This is a genomic window from Symmachiella macrocystis, assembly GCF_007860075.1.
GTDB classification, from domain to species: domain Bacteria; phylum Planctomycetota; class Planctomycetia; order Planctomycetales; family Planctomycetaceae; genus Symmachiella; species Symmachiella macrocystis.
The window spans coordinates 1,914,380-1,937,937 of record NZ_SJPP01000001.1 but is presented as its reverse complement, the minus strand read 5'-3'; the positions used below and the strand labels follow the sequence as shown (position 1 = coordinate 1,937,937).

15 protein-coding genes are annotated in these 23,558 nt (G+C 55.0%); 8 read left to right on the top strand and 7 right to left on the bottom strand.

Annotated features, from left to right (window positions below; all coding sequences use genetic code 11):
• Positions 1-36: 36 nt before the first annotated feature.
• Together CA54_RS07500 and CA54_RS07495 are read left to right on the top strand one after the other, a co-directional pair.
• Positions 37-1,110, top strand: a complete 1,074-nt coding sequence (locus tag CA54_RS07500; RefSeq protein ID WP_146370189.1) for a tetratricopeptide repeat protein — start codon at positions 37-39, stop codon at positions 1,108-1,110.
• 28 nt (positions 1,111-1,138) lie between these two features.
• Positions 1,139-2,254: a mandelate racemase/muconate lactonizing enzyme family protein gene (locus tag CA54_RS07495; RefSeq protein ID WP_146370188.1), complete on the top strand. Its 1,116-nt coding sequence runs from the start codon at positions 1,139-1,141 to the stop codon at positions 2,252-2,254.
• A 55-nt stretch (positions 2,255-2,309) separates the two neighbouring features.
• Here the strand turns inward: CA54_RS07495 and CA54_RS07490 are convergent, their stop codons facing one another.
• Positions 2,310-3,713 (bottom strand): 6-phosphofructokinase, encoded by a 1,404-nt coding sequence (locus CA54_RS07490; RefSeq protein WP_146370187.1) that lies wholly within the window; start codon positions 3,711-3,713, stop codon positions 2,310-2,312.
• Positions 3,714-4,064: 351 nt separating this feature from the next.
• Between CA54_RS07490 and CA54_RS07485 the strand changes: the two genes are divergently transcribed.
• Positions 4,065-4,487, top strand: coding sequence for a hypothetical protein (locus tag CA54_RS07485; protein WP_146370186.1), 423 nt, complete (start codon positions 4,065-4,067; stop codon positions 4,485-4,487).
• Here the strand turns inward: CA54_RS07485 and CA54_RS07480 are convergent.
• The 3 genes from CA54_RS07480 to CA54_RS07470 all read right to left on the bottom strand — a co-directional run bounded on the left by CA54_RS07480 (position 4,484) and on the right by CA54_RS07470 (position 9,317).
• Entirely contained in the window at positions 4,484-5,317 is an 834-nt protein-coding gene (locus CA54_RS07480) for a CPBP family intramembrane glutamic endopeptidase (RefSeq protein WP_146370185.1), read from the bottom strand. The genes CA54_RS07485 and CA54_RS07480 overlap by 4 nt on opposite strands.
• Positions 5,318-5,359: 42 nt before the next feature.
• Positions 5,360-8,275: a phosphoribosylformylglycinamidine synthase subunit PurL gene (gene purL, locus CA54_RS07475; RefSeq protein ID WP_146372309.1), complete on the bottom strand. Its 2,916-nt coding sequence runs from the start codon at positions 8,273-8,275 to the stop codon at positions 5,360-5,362.
• Between the two features lie 175 nt (positions 8,276-8,450).
• Positions 8,451-9,317, bottom strand: a complete 867-nt coding sequence (locus CA54_RS07470) for a prephenate dehydrogenase (RefSeq protein WP_146370184.1) — start codon at positions 9,315-9,317, stop codon at positions 8,451-8,453.
• Positions 9,318-9,600: 283 nt separating this feature from the next.
• On the opposite strand from CA54_RS07470, the gene CA54_RS07465 reads away from it, so the two are divergent.
• From CA54_RS07465 to CA54_RS07455, 3 genes are all read left to right on the top strand, one after another.
• On the top strand, positions 9,601-11,715 hold the full coding sequence (locus tag CA54_RS07465; RefSeq protein ID WP_146370183.1) for an elongation factor G: 2,115 nt from the start codon (positions 9,601-9,603) through the stop codon (positions 11,713-11,715).
• Between the two features lie 163 nt (positions 11,716-11,878).
• Positions 11,879-13,945 carry a hypothetical protein gene (locus tag CA54_RS07460; RefSeq protein ID WP_146370182.1) on the top strand — a complete coding sequence of 689 codons (2,067 nt, stop codon included), beginning with the start codon at positions 11,879-11,881 and terminating at the stop codon, positions 13,943-13,945.
• A 66-nt stretch (positions 13,946-14,011) separates the two neighbouring features.
• Positions 14,012-14,359, top strand: coding sequence for a hypothetical protein (locus tag CA54_RS07455; RefSeq protein WP_146370181.1), 348 nt, complete (start codon positions 14,012-14,014; stop codon positions 14,357-14,359).
• A 20-nt stretch (positions 14,360-14,379) separates the two neighbouring features.
• Here the strand turns inward: CA54_RS07455 and CA54_RS07450 are convergent, their stop codons facing one another.
• On the bottom strand, positions 14,380-18,372 hold the full coding sequence (locus tag CA54_RS07450; RefSeq protein ID WP_146370180.1) for a hypothetical protein: 3,993 nt from the start codon (positions 18,370-18,372) through the stop codon (positions 14,380-14,382).
• 442 nt (positions 18,373-18,814) lie between these two features.
• On the opposite strand from CA54_RS07450, the gene CA54_RS07445 reads away from it, so the two are divergent.
• Positions 18,815-19,279 carry a universal stress protein gene (locus CA54_RS07445; protein ID WP_197532270.1) on the top strand — a complete coding sequence of 155 codons (465 nt, stop codon included), beginning with the start codon at positions 18,815-18,817 and terminating at the stop codon, positions 19,277-19,279.
• Between the two features lie 131 nt (positions 19,280-19,410).
• The gene (locus CA54_RS07440) at positions 19,411-21,399 is read left to right on the top strand and encodes an Nramp family divalent metal transporter (RefSeq protein ID WP_146370178.1); all 1,989 of its coding nucleotides are present in this window, start codon (positions 19,411-19,413) and stop codon (positions 21,397-21,399) included.
• 152 nt (positions 21,400-21,551) lie between these two features.
• Here the strand turns inward: CA54_RS07440 and CA54_RS07435 are convergent, their stop codons facing one another.
• Together CA54_RS07435 and CA54_RS07430 are read right to left on the bottom strand one after the other, a co-directional pair.
• Complete coding sequence (locus CA54_RS07435; protein WP_146370177.1) at positions 21,552-22,610, bottom strand: fatty acid desaturase family protein; 1,059 nt, start codon at positions 22,608-22,610, stop codon at positions 21,552-21,554.
• A 14-nt stretch (positions 22,611-22,624) separates the two neighbouring features.
• Positions 22,625-23,536, bottom strand: a complete 912-nt coding sequence (locus CA54_RS07430; RefSeq protein ID WP_146370176.1) for a ThiF family adenylyltransferase — start codon at positions 23,534-23,536, stop codon at positions 22,625-22,627.
• Positions 23,537-23,558 lie beyond the last annotated feature (22 nt).

Here is a 23,558-nt window from a genome sequence, read left to right as displayed (position 1 = left end):
GGCAAACCACATCCAACGTCCCTGGGGAGAGCTCGCATGACACCGCTGAAATTCAGTTTTCACTGGATCGACGAAAACGGAAATGCAAAGGGCTTTTTGGCGAAGAAGGGTGTTCTCGATGCTGAAATGCTGAAGTTGGATGATACAGATATCCCGATCATCGTGATTCTCGAAGCGGAGGTGCGGAGCAATTTGTTGATTCTGTCGGTCCTGACCGATGAGGATCAATCTGCTCATTTAGGGATTCAGACGTCCAAGGCTAAACAATTAAAAACGGAATTGGGGCGACTACGTAGCTCGGCCTGGGCGAAGGCGCATCGCGAAAGTCTGGAAGACAAAGGGCTGGGACATACGTTTCATCACGCAACGTGTCCGAATTGCGCAGCCGTCGTGAATTTGACGGACATGGCGACGACACCGCAAATCAGTTGCCAATTTTGCGATACGCTATCAACGATCGCCCCCCCACCGAACGACGAGGGAGAAGTCCAACCCAGTTGTGACCGCGACTATCGGCTGTGCGACGAGTGCGGCATGTATAGTAAGCCGCGGCAGTTCACGATTTTCTACTTCTACTTTTTGCTCGTGGTTTATGGATTTCAGTCGAGCAAGACGTGGCGCTGTCCCGGATGTATGCGCGGTGAAGCGTGGAAGATGTTGTTTGGAAACCTGATTTTTATCTTGGGTATTCCGGTTGCGCTTGTGCAGTTGTTCCGTTCGTATGGCGGAACCGATGTGGGAGGGCCGTTCCCGGGACTGGACCGCGCCAACTTGCGTGCCCGCAAAGGGGATTTGGAAGGAGCTGTCACCGCCTACCGCGAAATCCTCAATCGCCATCCGATTTCAGCCGGTGTGAAATACAACATCGGCTTGGCGCTATTGGCGCAAGATCGCCAGGGCGATGCGGTGAAGCTATTCGAATCTTCGCTAGCAGACTGTGCTAACTATCAACCAGCCGCTGTGATGCTGGCTCACTGCTATGAACAACTGGGTGAATCGGATAAGCTGGCGGCGTTGAAGTCGCAATGGGAAGCCTCTGAGGAAAACGATGACGACAACGCAGTCGTCGAAGCGACCGCAAAGAATGATCAGCCGGCGGCATTGGAATGATCGGCGACCAGACACCGGGATGTACCGCATGAAAATCGCAAAAATCGAAACCTACCCCGTCCAGATTCCTCTCAAACCCCAGCGGCGCATGAAGTCGTCACTCGGGCAGCACATTGTGTCGCCCTACTTGATCGTTAAGGTCGTGACGGACACCGGTCTCGAAGGGGTTGGCGAAGCGACTGTTATGCCGCGGTGGAGTGGAGAAACGGTGTGGAGCGCCGAAGCGCTCGTCAAACATATTCTGGCGCCGCAAGTGATTGGCCGCGACCCGGAGGATATTCCCGGACTGGCGCAAGCAATGGATCGCGCGGCGCAACACAACTGGTTTACAAAATCCGCGATTGAAATGGCCTGTTGGGACATCAACGGCAAAGCGGCCGGCAAGCCGGTCTATGAATTGCTTGGGGGAGCGGTGCGGCCGTTGACGTTTCGCTGTCGGTTTTCGTTGGGGGCGTATGAACCGGATCGTGCGCGACGGCGGGCGGAGGAACTTATTGCTGAAGGCTTTGAGACCATTAAAGTCAAAGTCGGCGGAGATCCGGCGGCCGATATCGAACGGGTGCGAATTGTCCGCGAAGTCGCCGGTCCGCAGCGCGATATTGTGATCGACGCCAACTGCGGTTGGGATGCTGAGACGGCAATCTCGGCCTGCCACGAGATGCGGGACCTGAATATCGATGTGTTTGAGCAACCCACTCCCGATGGCGACTACGCCGCCTTGGCCCGTGTCCGCCGTAAAATCGAACCCGAAGTGATGGCCGACGACATTTGCTTCAACATGATTCACGCCCAAGAGTTGGTCCGCAACGATTGTTGCGATGTGATCAGCCTGTATCCCGGCAAGCAGGGGGGCATTCAAAAGTGCGTCGATATTATTGAATTCGCCGAAGAAAACGGCGTCGCCTGCAGCATCGGTTCCAACTTAGAATGGGACATTGCCACCGCCGCCATGGGGCATGTGATTGTCGCCTGCCAAAACATGCAGGTCGAGAAATACCCCGGCGACGTACTGGGGCCCGACTATCACCAAGTCCGCATCGCCAAGAACCCCATCCAAATCGAAGGCCCGCTGGTCACCATCACCGATGCACCCGGCTTGGGTATCGATGTCGATTGGGATATTGTCGAACAACACCGCATGTAACGATCGCTCGCGCGGCGCTCGTCATTCTGCCCCTATGGAACGCACTACTTCGGGGTTATTGCCCTCCCAACGGAGCGCGGGGTTCGAGGTATCTCAACCGTTTTTGAATGCCGATGTTCACGCTCTGATAGCGAGTCGACAATTTGCCGGAATTGAACAATTCCGCTCGAATATTTTCGATGTCGTCCATCCCGATTGCATCGGTAAAGATCGGCAGCAAATATTGTTTACCCAACTTCGAGAGTTGGAACCGCTTTGCGTCGTAAAATGCCGGGTGCACTTGTCGGGCGTGGATGAGTTGCCATTTGTCGCGCAGGATATTGGCTTCGATCGAATCCAACTGAAAGCCGTGTTCGCTGGACCATTGCAAAGTCGCCACGCAGTTGTTGCGTCCCTCTGCCAACAGTTCGATCGCTTTGCCTCCCAGTTGTGAACCGTAAAACCGGTCAAACGAGATCGGCCGACCGCCCCGCTGGGTATGACCGAGTTTCCGAGTAAAGATCGCCGACGCAGCCGTTTCATGCCGCTGTCGGGCGGTGAAGAATTCGTTCCCCATCGATTCGTCGAGCATATCTTTCAGGTGTTCGGCCGCTCCACTGAACAGCACATTGCCCGCGGGGTCAAATGTCTTCTTCTTAGCTCCCAGTGGTTGGCCGTCCGCATCGCGGACTCCTTCCCCAATGACAATCACTACATGTTTCTGCAGGTCGTATAATTCGCGGACTCGTTGCGTCAATCGTTCAAACTCGATCGGAAACTCCGGCATCAATACGATGTCCGGTTGTCCATAAGCCGAACCGAGTGCGATGAAGCCCGAGTCGCGGCCCATGACTTCGACAATCGCAATCCGGCGATGTCCTTCGGCCGTGGTGCGGATCCGTTCAATCCCTCCGGCGGCGACATACACGGCTGTGGCATACCCCGGGGTGACGTAGTTAATCATCTCGTCGAGATTGAGGTCAGGATGGCCTTGTTTTTTTTCGTAGCGGAATTTTCCGGGAGTCTCGGTCTCAACGCGCGTCCATTCATTCGGCTCGTCAAGATAGTTCAGCCCCAAATCGTTATCGATGGTTTTCGGGGCCAGCACGCAAGGAAACCGCTCTGACAGTGGTTGCATGCCATTGAGCGTGCCGTCGCCACCAATACAGATTAAGCCGTCAACTCCCAGTCGCTGCAAACGACTTGCGACGAGGTCGACCGACTCCTTGTCAGCGGGATCGACATAAGCTCGCGAAGCCCCCAAAATTGTCCCTCCTAAGCACGGGTCCAACTCCGGAATGGTGCTTAACAGCGGATTCAGCACCAAATGTGGAACGTGGGTACTGAGCACGCCGTAAAAACCGCGGATAATTCCTACGACTTCGATTTTCAGTGCGTTAGCCCGCTCCACCGCTCCATAGATCGTGGCGTTCAGCGCCGGAGTATCTCCCCCGGCCGTTAGGATGGCGATGCGTTTCATTGGCACTTCTCCCCGTTGTCAATTCGTCGTTATTGCAGAAATCGAAAGGCCTTGAGTCTAGACGCAAGACGAGATATACCACGCGGAGCGAAATGAGGGCAGGGTAAAACCTTGCAAATTTTTCGGATGGATTTTTGATTGAGGAAACGAATCATGAAACAGATGACAACGTGCCTGCTTTCCGCAGTCGTAGGAGGACTCTTGGCTGTCTAATTGTTGCGAGCACCGATGGCTCCTGCCTGAAAGCGCCAGTTTGCGCGGGCTGCATGCGAACTTTCCGCCAAGACTCAAATAGAAAGCAGGGTCCGGTGGGGAGTGGTCCGGTGGCGAGAAACCGGTGGGGAATGGTCGGTGGCCAGAAGACAAACGGCGTTCGGTTACCAAACCTTCAAGCCTGTCCCCTCACGCCTCACTCCCCCGCGGCCATTGACAGCGGGCGTACGGGATGTGAAAGTGTGCAAAGTCTGCCGGTTGGGTAAAACTGGTGGTTGTCTCGTTCGTCCGTCGCCGGAAAGTCAACTCGTGAAGTATCGCCCTTATCTGCTCCGCTCACTGTGGGTCGGCGCTGTTTTGTTGCTGTTGTTTCTTGTTGTGCTGTTCGTCTGGCTGGCACTGAGCAGCTTGGGCGATACCGGCGGTGCGCAAGCTGCCAAAGCGATTACGTTGTCGCTGGCGATCTGTCTGGGGTTTGATCTCATTGGCCTGATCGTCCTGCTCACTCTCGCGGAACTGGAGCGGACCAAGCCCAACGAACCCGCCGACGAGGGGGATTAGTCGCCCTGCGGTTCAGCTGGAGTTGCATCACCATCGACCCAAGAATGGGCGGCGAAGATCAACACCGCCACGGCGACTCCCCAACCGACCGCCATCCCGATTCCACCGGGTGTGCCTTTGAGGAACAGCGCTGGATAGACATCAGCCGCCACGTGAACCAATACAGCAGCGACCAAGCTTCCTGTCAACTCGCGGGAAAAACCCAGGATCAATCCGGCGTTGGTTGTAAAAAACAGTGCCGGCCAATCCAGCGCGAAACGATCGCGCAGTGGGTTAAAGGGATTCAACCAATGCGCAATCCCAAAGAGCAGGGCGGTTGCTAAGAGTCCAAAGCCGAAACGGACCCGGCCGATGTGGAATCGCCGCGCAAAAACGCGATTCCATTCCGCCTGGAAAAAACCACGAAACAATAGTTCTTCACCAAAACCAACAAACAGGACTTGAAACACGATCGTGCTTATCCAATAACCCGCAATCCGGCTTTGAAGTGCCAATTGACCGAAGACCCCTTCCAGCAACAATGGGAGCAGAGCCAAAGTCGCTCCACTGCACAACCCAATGAGCACGCCCCGCTTCCAGCCGTGACCTGTCAGACCGTATTCGGCCCAACGGCGTTTCAAAGTGAGCGACGCCCCGATGGCGACGGCGATCATGAGGACGTGCGCCGCGTAATTCCAATACAGCAACTCTGTTTGCCAACGTGCAAAGGATGACACGTCGATCCATTTCACACACACTACAATCGCTGCAAATACGACCAATAGCGCAACAGCATGCGCGATGCGTCGCGGGGCGGATGCGAGCGCGGGGTTATCGGGCGTGCGCTGCATGATGGCCCTTTACAATGTGCTTGGAAGGGAACTTCCTCAACGTCAATCCCATGCCAACGGTTGTTGCCAACTCGCTTTCAGGTCCCGCCACGGCGTGTCAATCGCGCCATAACCTCGGATGCCGCGGAACATGACATTGGGACCATTGTTGACAATGCCGATTTCTGTCAACGGTAGACCCTCGAAAATCGACTCCAATTGCTTCTGGCTATCGGGCGGGACTTCAATCACGAACCGCGTATTGCTTTCAGAAAACAACAGCACGATGTCGTCGTCGCAGCGTCCCGCTTCGCCCAATGCGGCCAACCAAATTTCCGCTCCCAATTCGCCGGCGAAACTCATCTCCGCAACCGCCGCCGCTAAGCCCCCTTCGCTGAGGTCGTGACAACTGCGGATCAGCCCCGTATGAATGGCCTGATGCAGGGCTTGGAAAATTTTGGGAGCCATGTCCGTATCCACCTGCGGAACTGCCCCACCGGTGATGTCGTTGACGAGGCAATAGTGGCTGCCCCCCAGTTCGTTTTTCGTCGCGCCGACTTGGTACAACACGTTGTCCGCTTGTTTGAGGTCCATGCTGACCGACTTACGGACGTCGTCGGTTTGCCCCAACGCGCTGATCAGCAGCGTGCTGGGAATCGCCACCGTTTGTTTGTCGCCTGCTTCGTCAACGAAGGAGAATTCGTTGTACAAGCTATCTTTGCCGCTGATAAACGGCGTGCCGTAAGCAACGGCCACGTCGTAACAAGCCAGTGCTGCTCGGACCAAGCTGCCCAGGGTTTCTGGCTTGTCAGTATTGCCCCAACAGAAATTATCCAGCACGGCGATCTTAGTCGGATCAGCACCGACGGCGACACAATTCCGCACCGCTTCGTCAATCGCCGACGCCGCCATCCAGTAAGGATCAATGTCGCCGTAATGCGGATTCAACCCACAGGAAATCACCAAGCCTCGCTGGGATTGCAGGTCGGGGCGCACCACAGCTGCGTCCGACGGTCCATCGTTTTGCACGCCAACGAGCGGTTTGATCACGCTGCCTGCTTGCACTTCGTGGTCGTACTGTCGAATCACCCATTCTTTGCTGCAAACATTCAGCGAGCCGAGAATCTGTTTCAGGTCGCTGTTGTAGTCGACCTTAATGGGCAAGTCCTTGGTGCTGGAACTTGCCGGGACAAAAGTCGCTTCACGGATCACCGGCGGGCGGCCGTTGTGGAGGAAGTCCATCGACAAATCCGCCACCTGCTCGCCATCGTATTTGAGCACCAAGCGACCGGTGTCTTGGAATTCGCCGATGGCTGTCGCTTCGACTCCTTCAGCGGCGCACAGGTCATGGAACTTTTGCCAATTCTCCGGCGGCACAGACAGCACCATCCGCTCTTGCGCTTCGGAAATCCAAATCTCGGTGTAAGACAGACCCGTGTATTTCAGCGGGGCTTTGTCCAACCAAACCTCAGCTCCCAACTCCTCACCCATTTCACCAACCGCGCTACTAAAGCCGCCGGCGCCACAATCTGTGATGGCCGTATATAGGCCTTGATCGCGCGCATCAAGAATCACATCGGCCACCATTTTCTCGGTGATGGGATTCCCAATCTGCACGGCTCCACCGGACAGCGTTTCGCTATGTTCGGTCAATTCCGCGGAAGAAAATGTCGCGCCATGAATTCCGTCGCGACCTGTGCGTCCCCCAACAGAGACAATCAAATCTCCCGGATAGACCTGTTTGTCCTCTTTGCCGACCGGAATCATCGCTACGTTGCCGCAATAGACGAGCGGATTGCCGAGGTAACGTTCGTCGAAATAAACGGCGCCGTTGACCGTCGGAATACCCATGCGGTTGCCATAATCTCGCACCCCGGCGACCACTCCCTGCGCGACTGCCTTGGGATGCAACACACCCGGCGGGAGATCGTCATAGGATACATCCGGCGGTGCGAAACAAAACACGTCGGTGTTGCAGATCGGTTTGGCACCCAGTCCCGTTCCCAACGGATCGCGAATCACGCCGCCGATCCCAGTATTGGCACCGCCGTACGGTTCCAGCGCCGAGGGATGGTTGTGTGTTTCAACTTTGAAGCAGACATGTTGCTCGTCGTCGAAGGTAATGATACCGGCGTTGTCCTTAAACACGCTGATGCACCAATCATCATCTCCCAAGTCTTCGCGGATTTTTACCGTCGCCGCGAAGATTGTCTCCTTGAGCATATTCTCGAACAACCGCTCCGTCTTGCCGTCGTTGTAACGGACGCGGCCGCCGAGCGTCTTGTGCGAACAATGTTCGCTCCACGTTTGGGCGACGGTTTCCAACTCGACGTCGGTCGCGTCACGGTCCAATTCACGGAAGTGTGCTTGGATTGTCTGCATTTCCGTCAGATTCAGATACAACTGGCCTTCGCGGCTCAACCGTTCAAGGTCGTCATCCGACATGGTGCGGATTGGGACAGTGATCAAATCGAATTGATACTCGCTGCCGATCCCCAAATTTTCCATCCGCAGCGCGCCGGCGATGACTTGTTCGATGGCGTCGTTGGCCAGAATTTTTTCTGAGACGCGCGTCACTTCTGCATCGTCTGCGTTCTCGTTCAGCCAATACTTGCGGCAGGTCCGGACGGCCTCCGTATCAAACCCCAGTCCCGACATCGCTTTTTGGGCGCTGTTGGCGATATTGTCGGTCACGCCCGGCTTGTAGAGCACGTTGAGCAACTTCGCGCCGCCGCACATCGTCCCGTCAGCCCCATCCAGCCGATGCACGCGGAAAGTTTCCACGACCGTATCGGCCAACAACGACTCGGCAACGCGGTTCACATTGTCGGCGTCGAGTTCACCTTGAATCAAAAACGAGCGTGCGGTGCGCACGTCGCTGACCGAGGCGGCTCCGAGCACGCGGCATTCTTGCAGGACCCGGTTGCCTTCACGATCCACCTGGCCGTCGGCCGGTTCAATTTCTACTTCCCAAAGCATCGTCATTTTGCCGTCGATTCCTAATTGGTTCACATCCCTGTCGCACGTCGCGATATTCGATCCCACGCCCGATTCAGCCCCTAACATAGTGGCCGCCGCAACCGGTGGGAAGCAATCCCCCCTCACCCGGCTCAATTTTGTAGCCAATGCCGAATCGCCGTTTCCCCAACCCCTGTTATTCCAGCGATTCCCGTTTCTCGCGGGCAGCGCGGAGGGATTCGACCAATGTTTCGGGATCGTCCCGCTCAATGGCGCCGCGCAATTCTCGCAGTTGCGTCTCGAACTGGTCCAATCCGGCCAACATGGCTGTTTTGTTGCCTTGGAAGATAGCAGCCCACAACTGTTCATCGCCGGCGGCAATTCGGGTTGTGTCGCGAAACCCGCTGGAGGTAAACGGACGGGTTTCGTCGCGGAGCGTTGCCGCCAAGGCCGCTGCGACGAAGTGGGGCACGTGGCTCGTTTCGGCAAGAATGTTGTCATGCTCCTCCGGCGACATTTCGATCACCGTCATTCCAACCTGCCGCCAGAACTCGCTCACTTGGGCGACCGCAACCGGATCGCTGTCGTCGTGCGGCGTGACGACGCAGATGCGGTCTTGATAAAGGTCGGCATTGGCGTGTTCGAAACCTTGTTTCTCAGAGCCTGCCAATGGATGCGCACCGACAAAATGCACATCGGCTGGCATTGCCCCGGTGACAGCGGCGCAGATCGCCCCTTTCGTGCTCCCACCATCGGTCATCAACGTGCCGGGACGGCAATGCGCCGCAGCTTCGCGCACTCCGGTGACGATCTTGTCCACGGGGGTACAAAACACAATCAAGTCCGACTCGGCAGCGGCCGCGGATAGATCAACAACACTGTCGTCGATCAATCCAGCCTGTTGCGCCGATTGTAGTCGCGGCAAGTTGCGGCCGACGCCGATGATCCGAGCGGCCAACTGTCGTTGCTGAACGGCAGCCGCTAGAGACCCGCCGATGAGGCCAACGCCCACGATGCAAATCGTATCGAAGCGGCCAGTTGATTTGAGGGAGGATTGGGGCATAACGGATGCATTCTAGATGTCGCGGCTACGGAATTCCACTGCCGATTCATTCCCAGTTGGCACAGGCCAACCAAGTCGCTCGGTTGTTTTCCGGGGTTTATGATGGCGAAACGGCCCGAAATTCAATAAGATCGAGCGTTCATCTCAAGGCGGCGCCGATCCGAAAGCCGGCGGTGCCGCTGAAGCATTCGGTCGCCTGACGTTTGGAGGGCATCGCGATTTGCCTTCTGCGTGGGGCGTCCATTTTTTGGAAGCCACGTCCCCGGAGAAGCAGAGAGCATCTATGTCCAATCATCAAGTCGCAGATCTTCGCAATGTTGCACTCGTGGGCCACGGAGCTGTCGGGAAAACGACACTGGCCGATCTGATGTTGTTCAAAGCCGGCGTCGGGAAGCGGGCCGGCTCCGTCGACGACGGTTCGAGCGTATTGGACATCGACGAAGAAGAAAAGCATTGCAAGCACTCGGTCTCCTCAGGCATGGTCCATTTTGATCACGCTGGTAAACGGATTAACGTGTTTGACACGCCGGGATACCCCGACTTCATTGGTCAGGCAATCGGCGTACTGCAAGCTGTCGAAACCGCTCTCATTGTGGTCAGCGCCGGCTCCGGCGTGCAGGTCAATACGCGGCGGATGTTCAACGAAGCGGGTAAAGCCGGTCTGGCGCGCGCGGTTGTGATTAATAAAATGGATTCCGAAAATATCCAATTCGAGGAACTCCTCGACGGCATTCAGCAGATGTTCGGTGCGCAATGCGTCCCGCTGAACCTGCCGGTCGGATTAGGCCATGATTTTAGCGGCGTGGTCAGTACGCTGTCTGTGCCGAGTGAAGTCCCGGCCGGGACCGTGATGGATCCAGCGGAAATCAATCAGCAAGTGATGGACGCCATTGTCGAAGCCGACGAGGCGTTGATGGAACGGTTTCTGGAAGGCGAGAAACTCGCCCCCGAGGAAATCGGCGCCGGCCTGACCAAAGCCATTGCCGCTGGCACGTTGATTCCCGTCTATTGCGTCAGTGCCAAAAGCGACATCGGTGTGAGTGAATTGATGGACGGTCTCGCCGCCTCGGCGCTGCCCCCCACAGCCATCACCCGCACGGCGCGCAATGCCGACGGCGAGGAAGTCCCGCTGACCGTTTCTGCGGACGGCCCTTTTGTCGCGCGGGTCTTTAAAACACGCATCGACCCGTTTATCTCCAAGATGAGCTATCTCAAGATCTACTCCGGGTCGCTGCACAAGGATACGTCGGTGCATAGCAACAGCTTGGACAAGACGCTCAAAATCGGCCATCTGTTAGATGTCCAAGGAGGCCAACAAGAGGCCGTCGACTCTGCTGCGGCCGGCGATATCGTTGTTGTTTCTAAAATGGACGACCTGCACGTCGGCGATACGCTCAATGACGGCAAATCCGGGTTGTCGATGCCTCCCATCAAATTCCCCACGCCAATGATCGAATTGGCGGCGGAGCCCAAAAGCCGTTCCGACCAACAGAAGATTTCCGGCGCTCTGCAAAAGGTCGACGAAGAGGACCAAACGTTCCTGCTCCGCCGCGATTCCCAAACCAAGGAGTTGGTGATCCAAGGCATGAGCGAACTGCATTTGCAGATCGTGTTGGAACGGTTGCTCGTACGCGACAAAGTGGAAGTCGTGACGCACCAACCGAAAATCCCTTATCGTGAAACCGTCAACGGCGAGGCCGAAGGCCACTATCGGCACAAAAAACAATCGGGCGGTTCCGGCCAATTCGGCGAAGTGCACTGCCGTGTCTCCCCCTGTCCGCACGATATCGACCCCGAAGAATACTTCAATAAAACGCGGTTCGTCCACATGCGGGAATATCATTACGATCCCGATTTGAACTTTGCGTTCGTCGACCGCATCACCGGCGGTTCCATTCCCAACCAATTCATCCCCGCCGTCGAAAAGGGAGTCCGGGAACGGATGGAGCGGGGCGTGCTGGCCGGATATCAAGTACAGGATGTCGTCGTGGAGTTGTTCTTCGGCAAAGACCATCCCGTGGACAGCAACGAAACGGCCTTCAAAATGGCCGGCAGCCTTTGCTTTCGCAACCTGTTCCAAGAGGCCAAACCCTCGCTATTGGAACCGATTGTGCATGTCGAAATCACCATTCCCGACGAAAATCTGGGCGATATCACTAGCGACCTCAATGGCCGCCGCGGCCGCGTCGAAGGCATGGACACCGCCCCGGGCGGGTACCAAGTGATCATCGCCCATGCCCCGCTGTCAGAAATGATGACCTACGCCCGCACGCTCTCCAGCATGACCAGCGGGCAAGGCTCCTTCACCATGGAACTAAGCCACTACGACATGGTCCCCCCCAACGAACAAGCCAAAATCATCGCCGCCGCGAAGAAGGGAGATGACGAGGACGAGTGATGCGCGGAGTTCCACCGACAAACACGGTTGGACAAGCGAGCAGTAATTCGTGGGCGAAATACTCGCCGATTCGAACGACGTCCGCACACGACGTTTGCTGAGAAGCCCCACACATTCTCTCTAGTTGTTCACGCGCACCCATCGTCATACCCCGAGGCCCCAAATGTTAAACAAGCTACGCGTTGGTGTCATTGTTTCTATTATTTTTACAACGCTCATTTTCTTATATCCATTAGATTTTCCGACAGAGTTACCCAAAACTAAGATGCCCACCGTTCAACAAGCGATTTCTGTCGCCATTGTTGTTATTTTGGTTTTGTCGCTTCTATTTGTATTTATCCATTCGATTGAAATCTTCAAATGGAACCCCAATTGGAGAGATGATCTAAACTACGAGATTCGAAACAATAAAATTGTCGAACTGCGAATCCCTATAATTCGAATGTTGATACTTAAAAAACTGGCCAAGTCGAGAGATTTCGGATCAGCAATCTATGCACTCGAACGAATTGGAACGAGATCCGCAAAAAAAACAATTGCTAGGTGTTTTAAAAACAAAATAAATAGCAGCGAAGCGAGTCGCGCGTTGTGTCACTTCAAAGACCCTTCCTTGATTGTCCCACTTGTTTTAGATCAATCATGTCTCGCGGACAAAGAACTAATGGAAAGCGCCGCCGAAATCTTGGGAGAGTGCGAAGGCGAACAAGCGATGCATGCATTGGTTCGACTATCGAAGGAATATTCCAAAAATGAAATAATAGTCAAGGCGTTATGCAGCTACGACGACCCTAAAGCGCTCAGAGCAGTAGCAGTGTCCGTATCATCCGAGTTTGATAATGACACATTCGAAGCAATTCTGGATATGTTTATCAGAAACAACTATGGTTCACATTTCGACAAATTAGCAAGTGAGTGTCTGAAAAAATCCAATCAGGTATGTATCACAAGCACAAATGAAAAGTTGGTCAAGCTTGGAAAAGAAAACGCCGTCGCCCTAATATTCGAACAATTTGTGTTAAGGGCCTTAAAGGGGGAATGTAAAACCACCAAGTTTACAGAGTGGCCCTACCCACTAAAAGAACACAATTTAAAGGATGTCGCACCCAATGGTGTTTATCCGTATCCGTTCCTCGTGGATTGTCTTAAGGAATTTTCGACGACACTTGACGATAGCACTTTGGCAGAAATGGCACAAATGGCTGACATCAATGTCACGATCACGGATGTTTGCAAAGAGTATCACCCCACTTCAGACATGCCTTGGGTGATAGGCGAACATAAGTATGAACACAAATGTACATTTCACTGTACAGAGATGCGCGAACTGGCAAAGAAAGAACTGGATCTTCGCACTAAAGGTAATGCTGGGGTATTAAGACTGACATCCGTTATTAAAGACCAATGGATATCGGACAATGCGGAAAAGAATTGGGAAGTAAGCAAGCAGGCGGAAGCCAAAGAAGTAAATAATGAAACACACGCTACGGCGGAAGATGTTCCGGTTATTGGTGACGATGAAATCGCCACGATTGTTGCAGCGATCGGAGGAATATGGCTTGAAGGATTGCGATCGATTAGTTTCGGGCTATCACAAACCACGGATGTTGAATTGGAAAGCATTAAAGGATTTGCTGGTTTGCAACAACTCAACCTCTTTGGCACCCAGATTACAGACGTAGGACTGGAGCACCTCAAAGGGATGACTAGCTTACAAAAACTTGAGCTGGGTTACACCAAGATATCCGATGCAGGTCTGGAACACTTAAAAGAAATTTCCAAGCTGAGTATGTTGGATCTTCGGGGCACTCAGATTACTGGCACAGGTCTAGAACATCTCAAAGGACTTACCTGCTTACACGAACTTGATCTCAGTAAAACCAAGATATCTGATGGAAGACTTAAGAACATTAAGGCACTTTCGAATCTTCAAGTCCTTTCCCTCAAAGAAACACAAATCGGGAATGTCGGCTTGGAATGTATTAAACGCTGCACCAATTTAAAACGGCTCACACTTGACAAGACGCAAGTAAATAATTTTGGAATGATTAATCTCCGTGGCCTCGTCAACCTGGAATTGCTTTCGCTGAATGGCACGGATATCAGTGATTTGAGTCTGCCTTTCATCACAGCAATGCCAAACCTTCGCGAACTGGGTATAGGCGGTACGCGATTCACAAATGCCGGTATATCTGAACTGCGGGAAGCACTACCTAGGTGTAGTGTAGTGTGAGTATATTTAATTCAAATAATTACCACCAATTGGTGGAATTTAGTGAGCACTTCTCGGAGCGATGATATGTCAGACAACCCCGTCGAGCCGGATCCCGTCTCCGTCCCCGATCAGCCGCAACCGCAAAGCGTTTCGGCGACGCGCGCCTCTTACAATTTGTTTTCCGACACTGTGATCGGTGTGAACACGCGGAAGAGTGACAACAAATTCCAGGCCATCTTTATTGGCATTTCGATTCTGGTGTTGGCAGCGGTCGGCAGCTTGATTGCAGTGTGGAACACAGAGTGGGAAATGCCCTGGTATGCTGGCGCGTTGCTCGGCGCATTCGCCGGGTTAGTGTTCGGAACATTTGCCAGCGGCATCTTCTTGATGTTCTATCGAGCCTGGCGGCACATCCAAGGGAAACACGATTAGCCGGCACCCGCACGCAACGCTCAATCGTCGTCCGCATCAGCCAGCTTGGTATCCCAGCCGACCACTTGTTCCGAGAATTCCAGCATGCTGATTGTGATCTTTGGCAGCGTGACGGGTGTGACCGGAGCGTCGAGGTCGAAGTGGTCTGGCTGTTCCATCTTGGCGACCTCGTTCTCCAAACTGTACAACCAGGGCGGAATGTCCATTGCCGAACCGGTTGTGCTTTCCAAGTAGTCGTCGACCTTTTCGCTCAGCGTTTCAAACGACGCCGAGGGCGTTTGCAGCCGCGCTGCTTCGATCGCTTCGGGCACCAGCGCCAAAATTCGGTCCAACGTGAGCGGCTTGATGAACCGTTCGTTCAACCGGTCTCGCAAACTCGGCAGTTTGATGCTGCACGCGCGCTCCAGCCGCGCCAGGTTCCGCAAAAATGTCTCCGAAAGCGTTTCGGTTTTAATGCGGAACACGTCCTGCCAAATCTCCGCCGCTTCGATCGCGCCCTCACGGGCCAGCGCTTCGTGCACAATCGCCACCGGCGTCAGATCCCACGCCTTGCGGTCGTAATCGGCCTCCAACCGCAGGAACGCCAACAACTGGTAAATGTTTTCGCCGTAGTCCGATTGCGTGGTCGTGCTGTTGTATTCGATAAAGCGTTCGTATTTGTCCTGCAAACAGCGGAGGATGATTTCCAAGCAATCGGCTGCGTCTTCTCGATCCAATTCGCCGCTGGAAAGATCCTCCACCAATCGCATTGGATTCAACGGATCGTCGTCCTCTTCCAGCATGTCCAGGTACGATTCAACCCCTTGACGCAAGATCGCCCGAATGCCCCCCAAGGTCAGATTGCCGCCGTAAAACAGATCCTGACCATATCGGCGGATGAACCATTTGACTTCGGACCAAGCCACGCGGTCGTTCAGCGCTTCGACGGTGGAAATCCGCATCGTGCTGCTGTGGTCCAGCCACAGTTCCAGATAGTATTCGCCGATTTCACCAACCGATTGAATCAACTGTTCGTCGGTGAATTTTCCGTTTTCCCAATCTTCGGAACTCCGGATCACACAACTCAGCGAATTCCGCAAGGCGGTTGAAAACAATCCGGCGAATTCCGTGACCGTCACACCGGCGCGGTTGCTGCGGCGTTCCATCAATTGCGCTGTCTTTAGCGTATGCCACGTCTCGCGCAACAAACCCAGTCGCGGCAACTGCTCCAACAGAAATTGAATCGCTGATTGCAATGTCCGCACGCGGGCGATCGCCAGCGGATCTCCTCCCTCGTGCAGCGGCACGTACAACAACGGTCGCCGCGAGATCGCTTTGAGGAATGGCGGCAACAACGCTTGCGTCTGCGCGACGTCGGAACGAAAAATGGCGCGGTACAACGGAACGGCCGATTGCTCCCAACCTTTCAAGACTGCTGCCGACGGTTTGTCCGGCAAACAGCTCAACAACGTCCGCGAGGAGTCGCCGCATTTGCTGAAGACAATGATCAACATCCGCAACAACTCGATCTTCATCTGCGACTGGCGGTCGAATTCGATCAACGATTCCTGATCGCCCATCGGCAGGTCCGATTCCATGTCGGAAACCGATTCGATGAGCACTTTCAGGCCCTTGAGTAGCGCCGTGTCATGTTGCCGCCAATGCAGGATCGTCTCGCCCAACGTCGCAGCAAAATCAGCCGCATCGTCGGCGGTGGGTGACATGGCGGACGACATGTTCGCCGCTGCAATTTGCCGCAGATGCGACAGATTGGCCAGAAAGACCAACCGGTCACGCAGTCCCGAACTGAGCGAATCGAATTCGCTGTCCCGCGAGAAAAGATCGTCGTCGACCGTGTCGCCGCTGCGGCCGTCGCGGGCGCTTTCTTTGAACGTCACGTCCTCATAAGCCGCCTCGAAGAGGTTCGCTTCGTCGTCGTCCTCGTCGTCACCTTCGATGTCCTCAAGTTCCTCGTCGTCGAGCAGCATGTCCTGTTCGCCGGCCATTGCTTCGTTAAACGAGGGGACGGACCAATATGCGCCAGCGTTGGCTTCGAGGTAATCGAAGAACTTTTGAATCTTTGGCCAAGCGCGGCGGCTGGTCGCGGCGGGGTCTTCGTCTTCGAGGGGCGTGAGCACCATTTCCAACCACCGTCCCGCCAAAATGTGAAACGAGTAGTTCCCCGATTCGAGCGAAACGGTTTCCCCTTCGCTGAGCCACTGAATCAGCAGCCCCATCGATGCGACAATATCCCCTTTGTCCAATAAGGCCGAGACGACCAGCGCGTATGACTTGGGGGAATGAAAGCGTTCGACCTGCTGCCGCCAAAATGCAATGTCTCCCGCCGATTCGCCAGCGGTCCGCCATTCGGCCAGCATCTCCGCCACGTGCGACGCCGACTGCCAACTTTCTTGTCCCGAGACGGGTGGCAAGTCGGCCACGGCTGTCGTGGCGTAGCGATCCCATTCGTCGGCCAAGTTGTGAAACTCCGTCGAGATCTTATCCAACGTCTCCCGGTCCCCGGCAGCGGCCGCCTCGCTCATCAAACGTGCGAACAAGCTGAAGACGCGGTCTACCAGATCGATCAACACATCGACCCGCGGATCAACAATGCTATCTTCCCGCGCGGTGAATAACGGAAACAAACCTTGAAAGCCCAGAATATTCCACGGATCGACCAGCGCGCCGCAGCCGATTCCTCGATGAATCAAATCCGGAATTTCCGCCGCCCGCTGAGCGGCCGCAGTGATCTCGTTGTGATCCAAATCAATATTGGCAGCCGTAATCGCGCACTGAATCTCGCATTCAATCCGCGCCGCCGACGAAGGAATCGTATTCGCGTGCCGCATCGATTCTTCGGGATACCCCATCCTCGCATACAGCAGCGACGTATGCACATGTTGCAGTTGCCGCGCTCCGTAATCGGCGAGAAACAAATTCAAATGCTGCCGGACGCGTCCGAACGGTTGCCGGTGCACCCGTGCTTCGGCAATGATTTTCTCAGCCACCAGCCCGGAGAGGGATTCCATCAACCGCGTATAAAACGCGTCCCGTTGTCGCGCGACTTTGGGCAACAAGGTCGTAAGGCTGATGTCCGACGTATGCGTATCGGGGCCGGCGCCGCTGATCGACGATGCCATCAACATCGTCCCGCACAACGCAGCCGCTGCTTGATACAGCGCCTCTTCTTCGGTCATATCCTCGGCTTGCTCGATCCAATCGACCAAGGCATCGACGACAATTTGCCGCACGATGAAACGATGGTACAACCCTTTGTTATCGATGCAGTGCGGATCCCATTCGCCGAATGTGTAGTTTGTCCGTTTGTATACCGGATGGCTTTGATCGTACGCCCGCACATCGATGGCGACTTCTTGCAGTTGATCCAAATCGAAATAGGCGTCTCGCAACAACGCCGGTGGCGAAGCCCGTAAGATGTTCAGCGTGGTCTCAATTAGCTTCTGGTATTTGCCAACGGCGACGCCTGCTTGCTGAATATAAATGGGGACCGGGCGAAACCGCTCATGCGGATACGGCTGCATCCTACGGCCCGATTCCAGGACCGCAATCGGACGATGCCCGATGAAGTCGTTCAGTTGCTTCAACGCGCCTGCGACAATCCGTTCGGTTTCATCCCACGGCGGACCTTGCGCTAACGTGGCTTCGAACAACCTCGCCAGAAAAAAGGGCTGCTGTAGGGTGCCGTCGGGCAAATGGAACAATAAATCTCGATGGAATCGGAGATATTCCGGAGCGACTTCGTCGAACACCAGCTTCAAAACCGATTCGACCTGCCCGGTATCGGCAAATGCCGCCGACTGTCCTTCGGCCTTGCGCAAATATTCGCCGAGCAAAACCCGCAGACGATTCCACGGAAACTCCGTATCGATCCAGCCGTGCAGCCGATTCAGTGCGCTGTGAAAACCGGGGTCTGGATTTCCAGCGGAAAAATTTAGATATCCCAGCAGAACTTGTAAGTCTGCTGCGACCTCTTGAGGAATCGCGGTCGAGGATCGGGCAGCTTTTCGAGCCATCGGAAGTTTTGAATTCTCATCATACAGTGAAAGCAGTTGGTCTATTGCGCATTATCTCTCTGCGCCTTAGTAGAGCAACCGCGTCGGCATTTGAAAACCCCGGCGTTCGGTCTGCGGGTGTGCATAGCGACGATGCGGTTTTCAGCATGTCACACCGACGTCTCCGGAGCAATGCAGCCGCACAAATCCCTAAACCGTGCGAGGTTTTGCAATTCATGCCACTCTGTTTTGGGCAAATGATCGAAAATCGTTGGGATCAGCCGGTCGCTGTAAATCGTTCCGGTTTTCCCTTTTCGGTAGCCTCATGGTTGGGTTTCCCAGTGTGATCCGATTAGAATCAAGATTGCCAGTTATTGCCAAACACGCCGGAGGAGACAGGTTTCGCGGATCAATCATCCGCACTCGTCTTCGCCGGTTCACTATTTTCCGAGGGCGAGTCAACATGATTAACCTCAAACGTATTCTCGTGGCGACTGACTTTAGCGAACACTCAAATGTCGCCGTCAAGTACGCCACCGCATTAGCGCAGGCTTTTGATAGCGAAGTGATTCTGTGCCACGTCGTCGAAGCGCCCGATTTGATTTCGCAAATCCCGCCAACCGGCGAAGGCTATTTTCCGCCAAACTTCCAAGAACAACAACGGGAAGCGGCAGAGAAAGAATGCGCCAAAATCATTGCTGACTCTGGCATCAAAAACGGCCGGTCGCTGATTGTGGAAGGGAGCGCCTTTTTTGAGGTGATCCGAGCTGCCAAAGCCGAAGACGTGGATTTGGTCATTGTCGGGACGCACGGTCGCGGCGCGATCGCGCACGTGCTACTTGGTTCGGTGGCGGAAAAAATCGTCCGCAAAGCCCCTTGCCCGGTCTTGACCGTCCGCGAGGGAGAACACGAGTTCGTCATGCCCTGATGACGCGACCTGAGCCCTCGGAGGACCCGAGGGCTGGAGACAAGTTCGCCGCTTGAACTCCTCAACCCCCGATTTGACTGGGGGCCCGTTTATGGAACTTGAATGACTCAACCGCCACAAGCGAGCTGAATATGTCCGAGACGCCGCAATTCTCCGCCGATGACGTGACTGAACTCGATACCGGTAAAAGAAAAGTTCCCAAAGACCAAATGCCGGGCGTCGCCAACATGCCGGCCTGGAATGTGGGGGAATTGATCGACGCCCCCAAATTTGGTTGGAGGCAGTGGACGTTGTTGCTCGGACCGGGCTTACTGATGGGTGGGTCGGCGATCGGCGGCGGCGAGTGGCTGATGGGGCCTTTGGTAACCGCGAAATATGGCGGCAGCCTGTTGTGGTTAGCGACGCTCAGTATCCTGGGGCAAGTGATCTACAACTTGGAGATCAGCCGTTACACGCTCTATACCGGCGAGCCGATCTTCACCGGCAAATTCCGCATGGTCCCCGGCCCCACATTTTGGGTCTTCATCTATCTGCTGCTCGATTTTGGATCTGTGTTTCCCTATCTGGCGGCCAACGCAGCGACACCTTTAGCGGCCGTCATTCTGGGGCATATTCCCGATCCCGAAAACGTGGTCTATGAACGGCATCTGCTCAAGTACTTGGGTTATGGGATTTTTCTGGCTGCCATGATTCCGTTGATCTTTGGCGGAAAGATCTACAACTCGCTCAAAGCGCTTATGACGTTCAAGATTATTACCGTCTTGGGCTTTTTGGTTGTCTTGGGCATGTTCTATTCCCACACCGCCACCTGGGTCGACATCTTTGGCGGCTTTGTCAAATTCGGCAACGTCCCCATCCGTCGCGGTGAGGATCTCAACCACAATGGAAAACTGGACCCCGGCGAGGACTGGGACCACGACGGGCGACTCGACGTCAAGGAACCGATGCTCAAACCGTTGTTGGATTCCGATGGTGATGGAAAACCGGATGCGACGGATATCTACGAAACCGGCCAACCCGACAATATGGTGACCATCCAACAAGGGGACGAAACGGTCTATTGGCCCGACTTGGACAAGGATGGCCAACCGGATAAGACGGTGTTGCTCGACACCAACAACGACGACGTGCCGGACACAGAATTTCCGCTCGATGCGGATCAAGACGGACAATTGGACAAATTTGTTGATATCGACGGTCCCAACAAAGATGGCCACGTGACCCGCGACGGCGACAATGTCGCCAACATTTTCACCACGCTGTATCGCGGCGAACCAATGCCCGATATCGACTGGTCGATGATCGCGTTTCTGTCGGCGTTGGTGGCGATATCCGGCTCGGGAGGACTGTCCAACACTCCGGTCAGCAATTACACCCGCGACCAAGGTTGGGGCATGGGGCACCTTGTCGGAGCCATTCCCAGCGTTGTCGGCGGCCAGGATCTGGAACTCTCGCACGAGGGAACCGTCTTTGTCGTCAACGAGGAAAGCCTGCCCCGCTGGAAGCGTTGGTACAAACACATTCTCCGCGACCAACTCGTCGTCTGGATGCCGGCTTGCTTCTTTGGGTTGGCGCTGCCCAGTATGCTCTCGGTACAATTTTTACCGCGAGGCGCCGTCATCGACGACCAATGGACGGCCGCCGGTATGACCGCCGGAGCTGTGCAGGATGCGGTGGGCGGCACGCTGGGGCAATTGGCTTGGTTCATGACGCTGTTCTGCGGATTTCTCGTGTTAGCACCCAGTATGGCCACCTCGGCGGATGGCGTGATTCGCCGCTGGGTCGATGTCTTCTGGACATCCAGTCCGCGACTTCACAAAGTCGAGCCCAAACATATCCGTTACGTCTATTTTGCCGTACTTGCGGTGTATGCGACGTTCGGAATGACCATGTTATCGCTCGGCAAACCGGTCACGCTCTTGTTGATCGCGACGACGATTTTCAACTTCGCTTTGGGATTCAGTTGTTGGCACACCTTGTGGCTGAACTTGGTGCTGTTGCCGCAACAAATCCGCCCCGGTTGGTTCGCCCGCATCACGTTGTTCTTGTCGGGCTGTTTCTTCTGGACGGTCGCCACCATCTCCGCCACGATCACCCTACAAAAGTTTGGCTTGTTGTAGAGGAGGGTGGCTGGGGACGGACACAGTCTGCCCCCAGTACGTGAGGTGTAGGCTTATCAAACGACCTGGGGGCGAGCTAGCACTCGTCCCCAGTCATCCTGACGTCATGCACAGCATGACCTACGCAACTACTCAACATGGCCCCGTGTCGTTTAGGCGGGCAAGACGTCGTTGAGCACGCTTTTGCCTCGCAGCCCCAGCAGCGAATCGTTTTGATGCGCGTGGTCGGCGTATTCGGGATGCTGCAGCAGTGCGGCATGTAACTGCGGGAGATTGTAATACGGCACCGATGGGAACAAATGGTGGTCCAGGTGGTAGCCCACATTGTGCGGCGCAAACAACAATCGCTCCACCGGTCCCGCAGCGAAGTTGCGTGACATGTTCAAATCGTGTTCGCCTTCCAATCCAAAATGCTCCGCGATACTTCGCAAACGCAAAATCACGGGCAGAATCGTAAACGCCGGCAGGTACCACAACAACAACACGGGCACCCACATGCCGGTTAAGGTCACCGCTGTGGCCAGCAATGCGTAATAACATAACTTGCCCCAGGGACGCGGCTTGGCCTCGTCCGCCTTGGGCTTTTGGTTGGAGAGATCACCAATCGCTTTGAGCATGTCCAAAAAACCGCCGCCACACAGGTCGCGCGCCAGCAATTTGGCCAATGCCCAGCGGGTCTTGGGGAACTCCCATTCCGGTTTGCCTTCTTTGCGGGTCCAATCCGGGTCCTCATCGGTGTTCAGATGACTGTGATGCGCCAGGTGGTTTTGCCGATATCCTTCGGTCGAAACCAACACCGGCCAAGCCAGCAACCAATTGCTCAATCGGTCATTCCAACGGCGACTGGAAACAATACGAAAATGCGATGCATCGTGCATGATGATCAACAACGCATGCTGACGCGCTGCAATCAGAATCGCGCAGCAAACCCACACCAATGGATGCGGAAACATGATTGCTGCTGTAAAGCAGGCGACGATCATTGCCCAGTCGCAAGCGATAGCCGTTAGACCTCGTCCCGGGGTAAGTTTTGACAATTCGCGAAGTCGCTGACGAAACTCATCCGTGACCCGGATTTCTCCCGGCGGGACGGCGTCTGTCTCGGCGCGATGTTGCGTTTGACCAGAGAGGATTTCATCCATCTCAGTCGCGGCAAGTTCGTGCGTTTCTGCCAGTTGCGTTGCTTGATCGTCGTTCGTGGTTGTGGACATTGTCGTGACTCCCGTTAATCCAGTAGGCCCATTTTGCGAAACTGACGTTTCGCGAGCCACAGCTTGAGCCGTTGTTTAGGATGGCGATTGCCGCCGCGAAGCTTGCCATGCCGGAACTTCTGCAGCAATGCATCGAATTGGAAATAGTAGGGAGCCGCCTTGACCCGTCCCACACCGATCAAAATTTTGGTCACTTCCGTCGCCGCCACGCCCGCGCACATTTGACAGGCTAGTCCTAGCGAGGGAATCGATTTGTCCGTAAATTGTTCTTTGGTGACGTCCATGTATTTCAGGTACAGCGTATCGGGCGTGAGCCCGCCGATGAAATTCAACATCTGTTCAAACGGTGTTTGCCCGTCATGCATGTCAAAATAGTCGTCAAAGCCAATTCCGCCCGGTTCGAACACCATCCAACCGATGCTGAATCCAAACGGACCGGCGGTGACCACATGTGTTCCTTGTTCAGCCGCGACTTTGAACACCGTCCGCCGGACGTCAGTTTTCAATAGGTCCATGCCGTCGAGCAGTACATCCACGCCGTCCAGGAATTCGTGGCAATTGTCCAAGGCAAGCGGGCGATGCCAGGCATCGATTTCGATTTCAGGATTGATGTCGCGAGCGATTTTCGACATCACCTCAACCTTCGGTTCTCCTACAGTCGACGACTTGGCGCCATATTGCCGGTTGGTGTTGGCGACATCGTAATGATCGGGGTCGGCGATGCGAAATCGAGTGATCCCCAACCGCGCCAAGGTCGCGAGATGACTCCCTCCCACGCCTCCCATACCGGCAATTGCCACACAACTGTGGCGGAGCTTTTGTTGCTGTTCGGGCGAGATCAATCCACTATGCCGCGAAAACGCTTCGTCATAAGACCAAGGTTGCGTCGCATCGTTAATCGGGATCGCTTGAGTAGCTGCGGACATGGGAGTGTTTTCATTCTCTGAC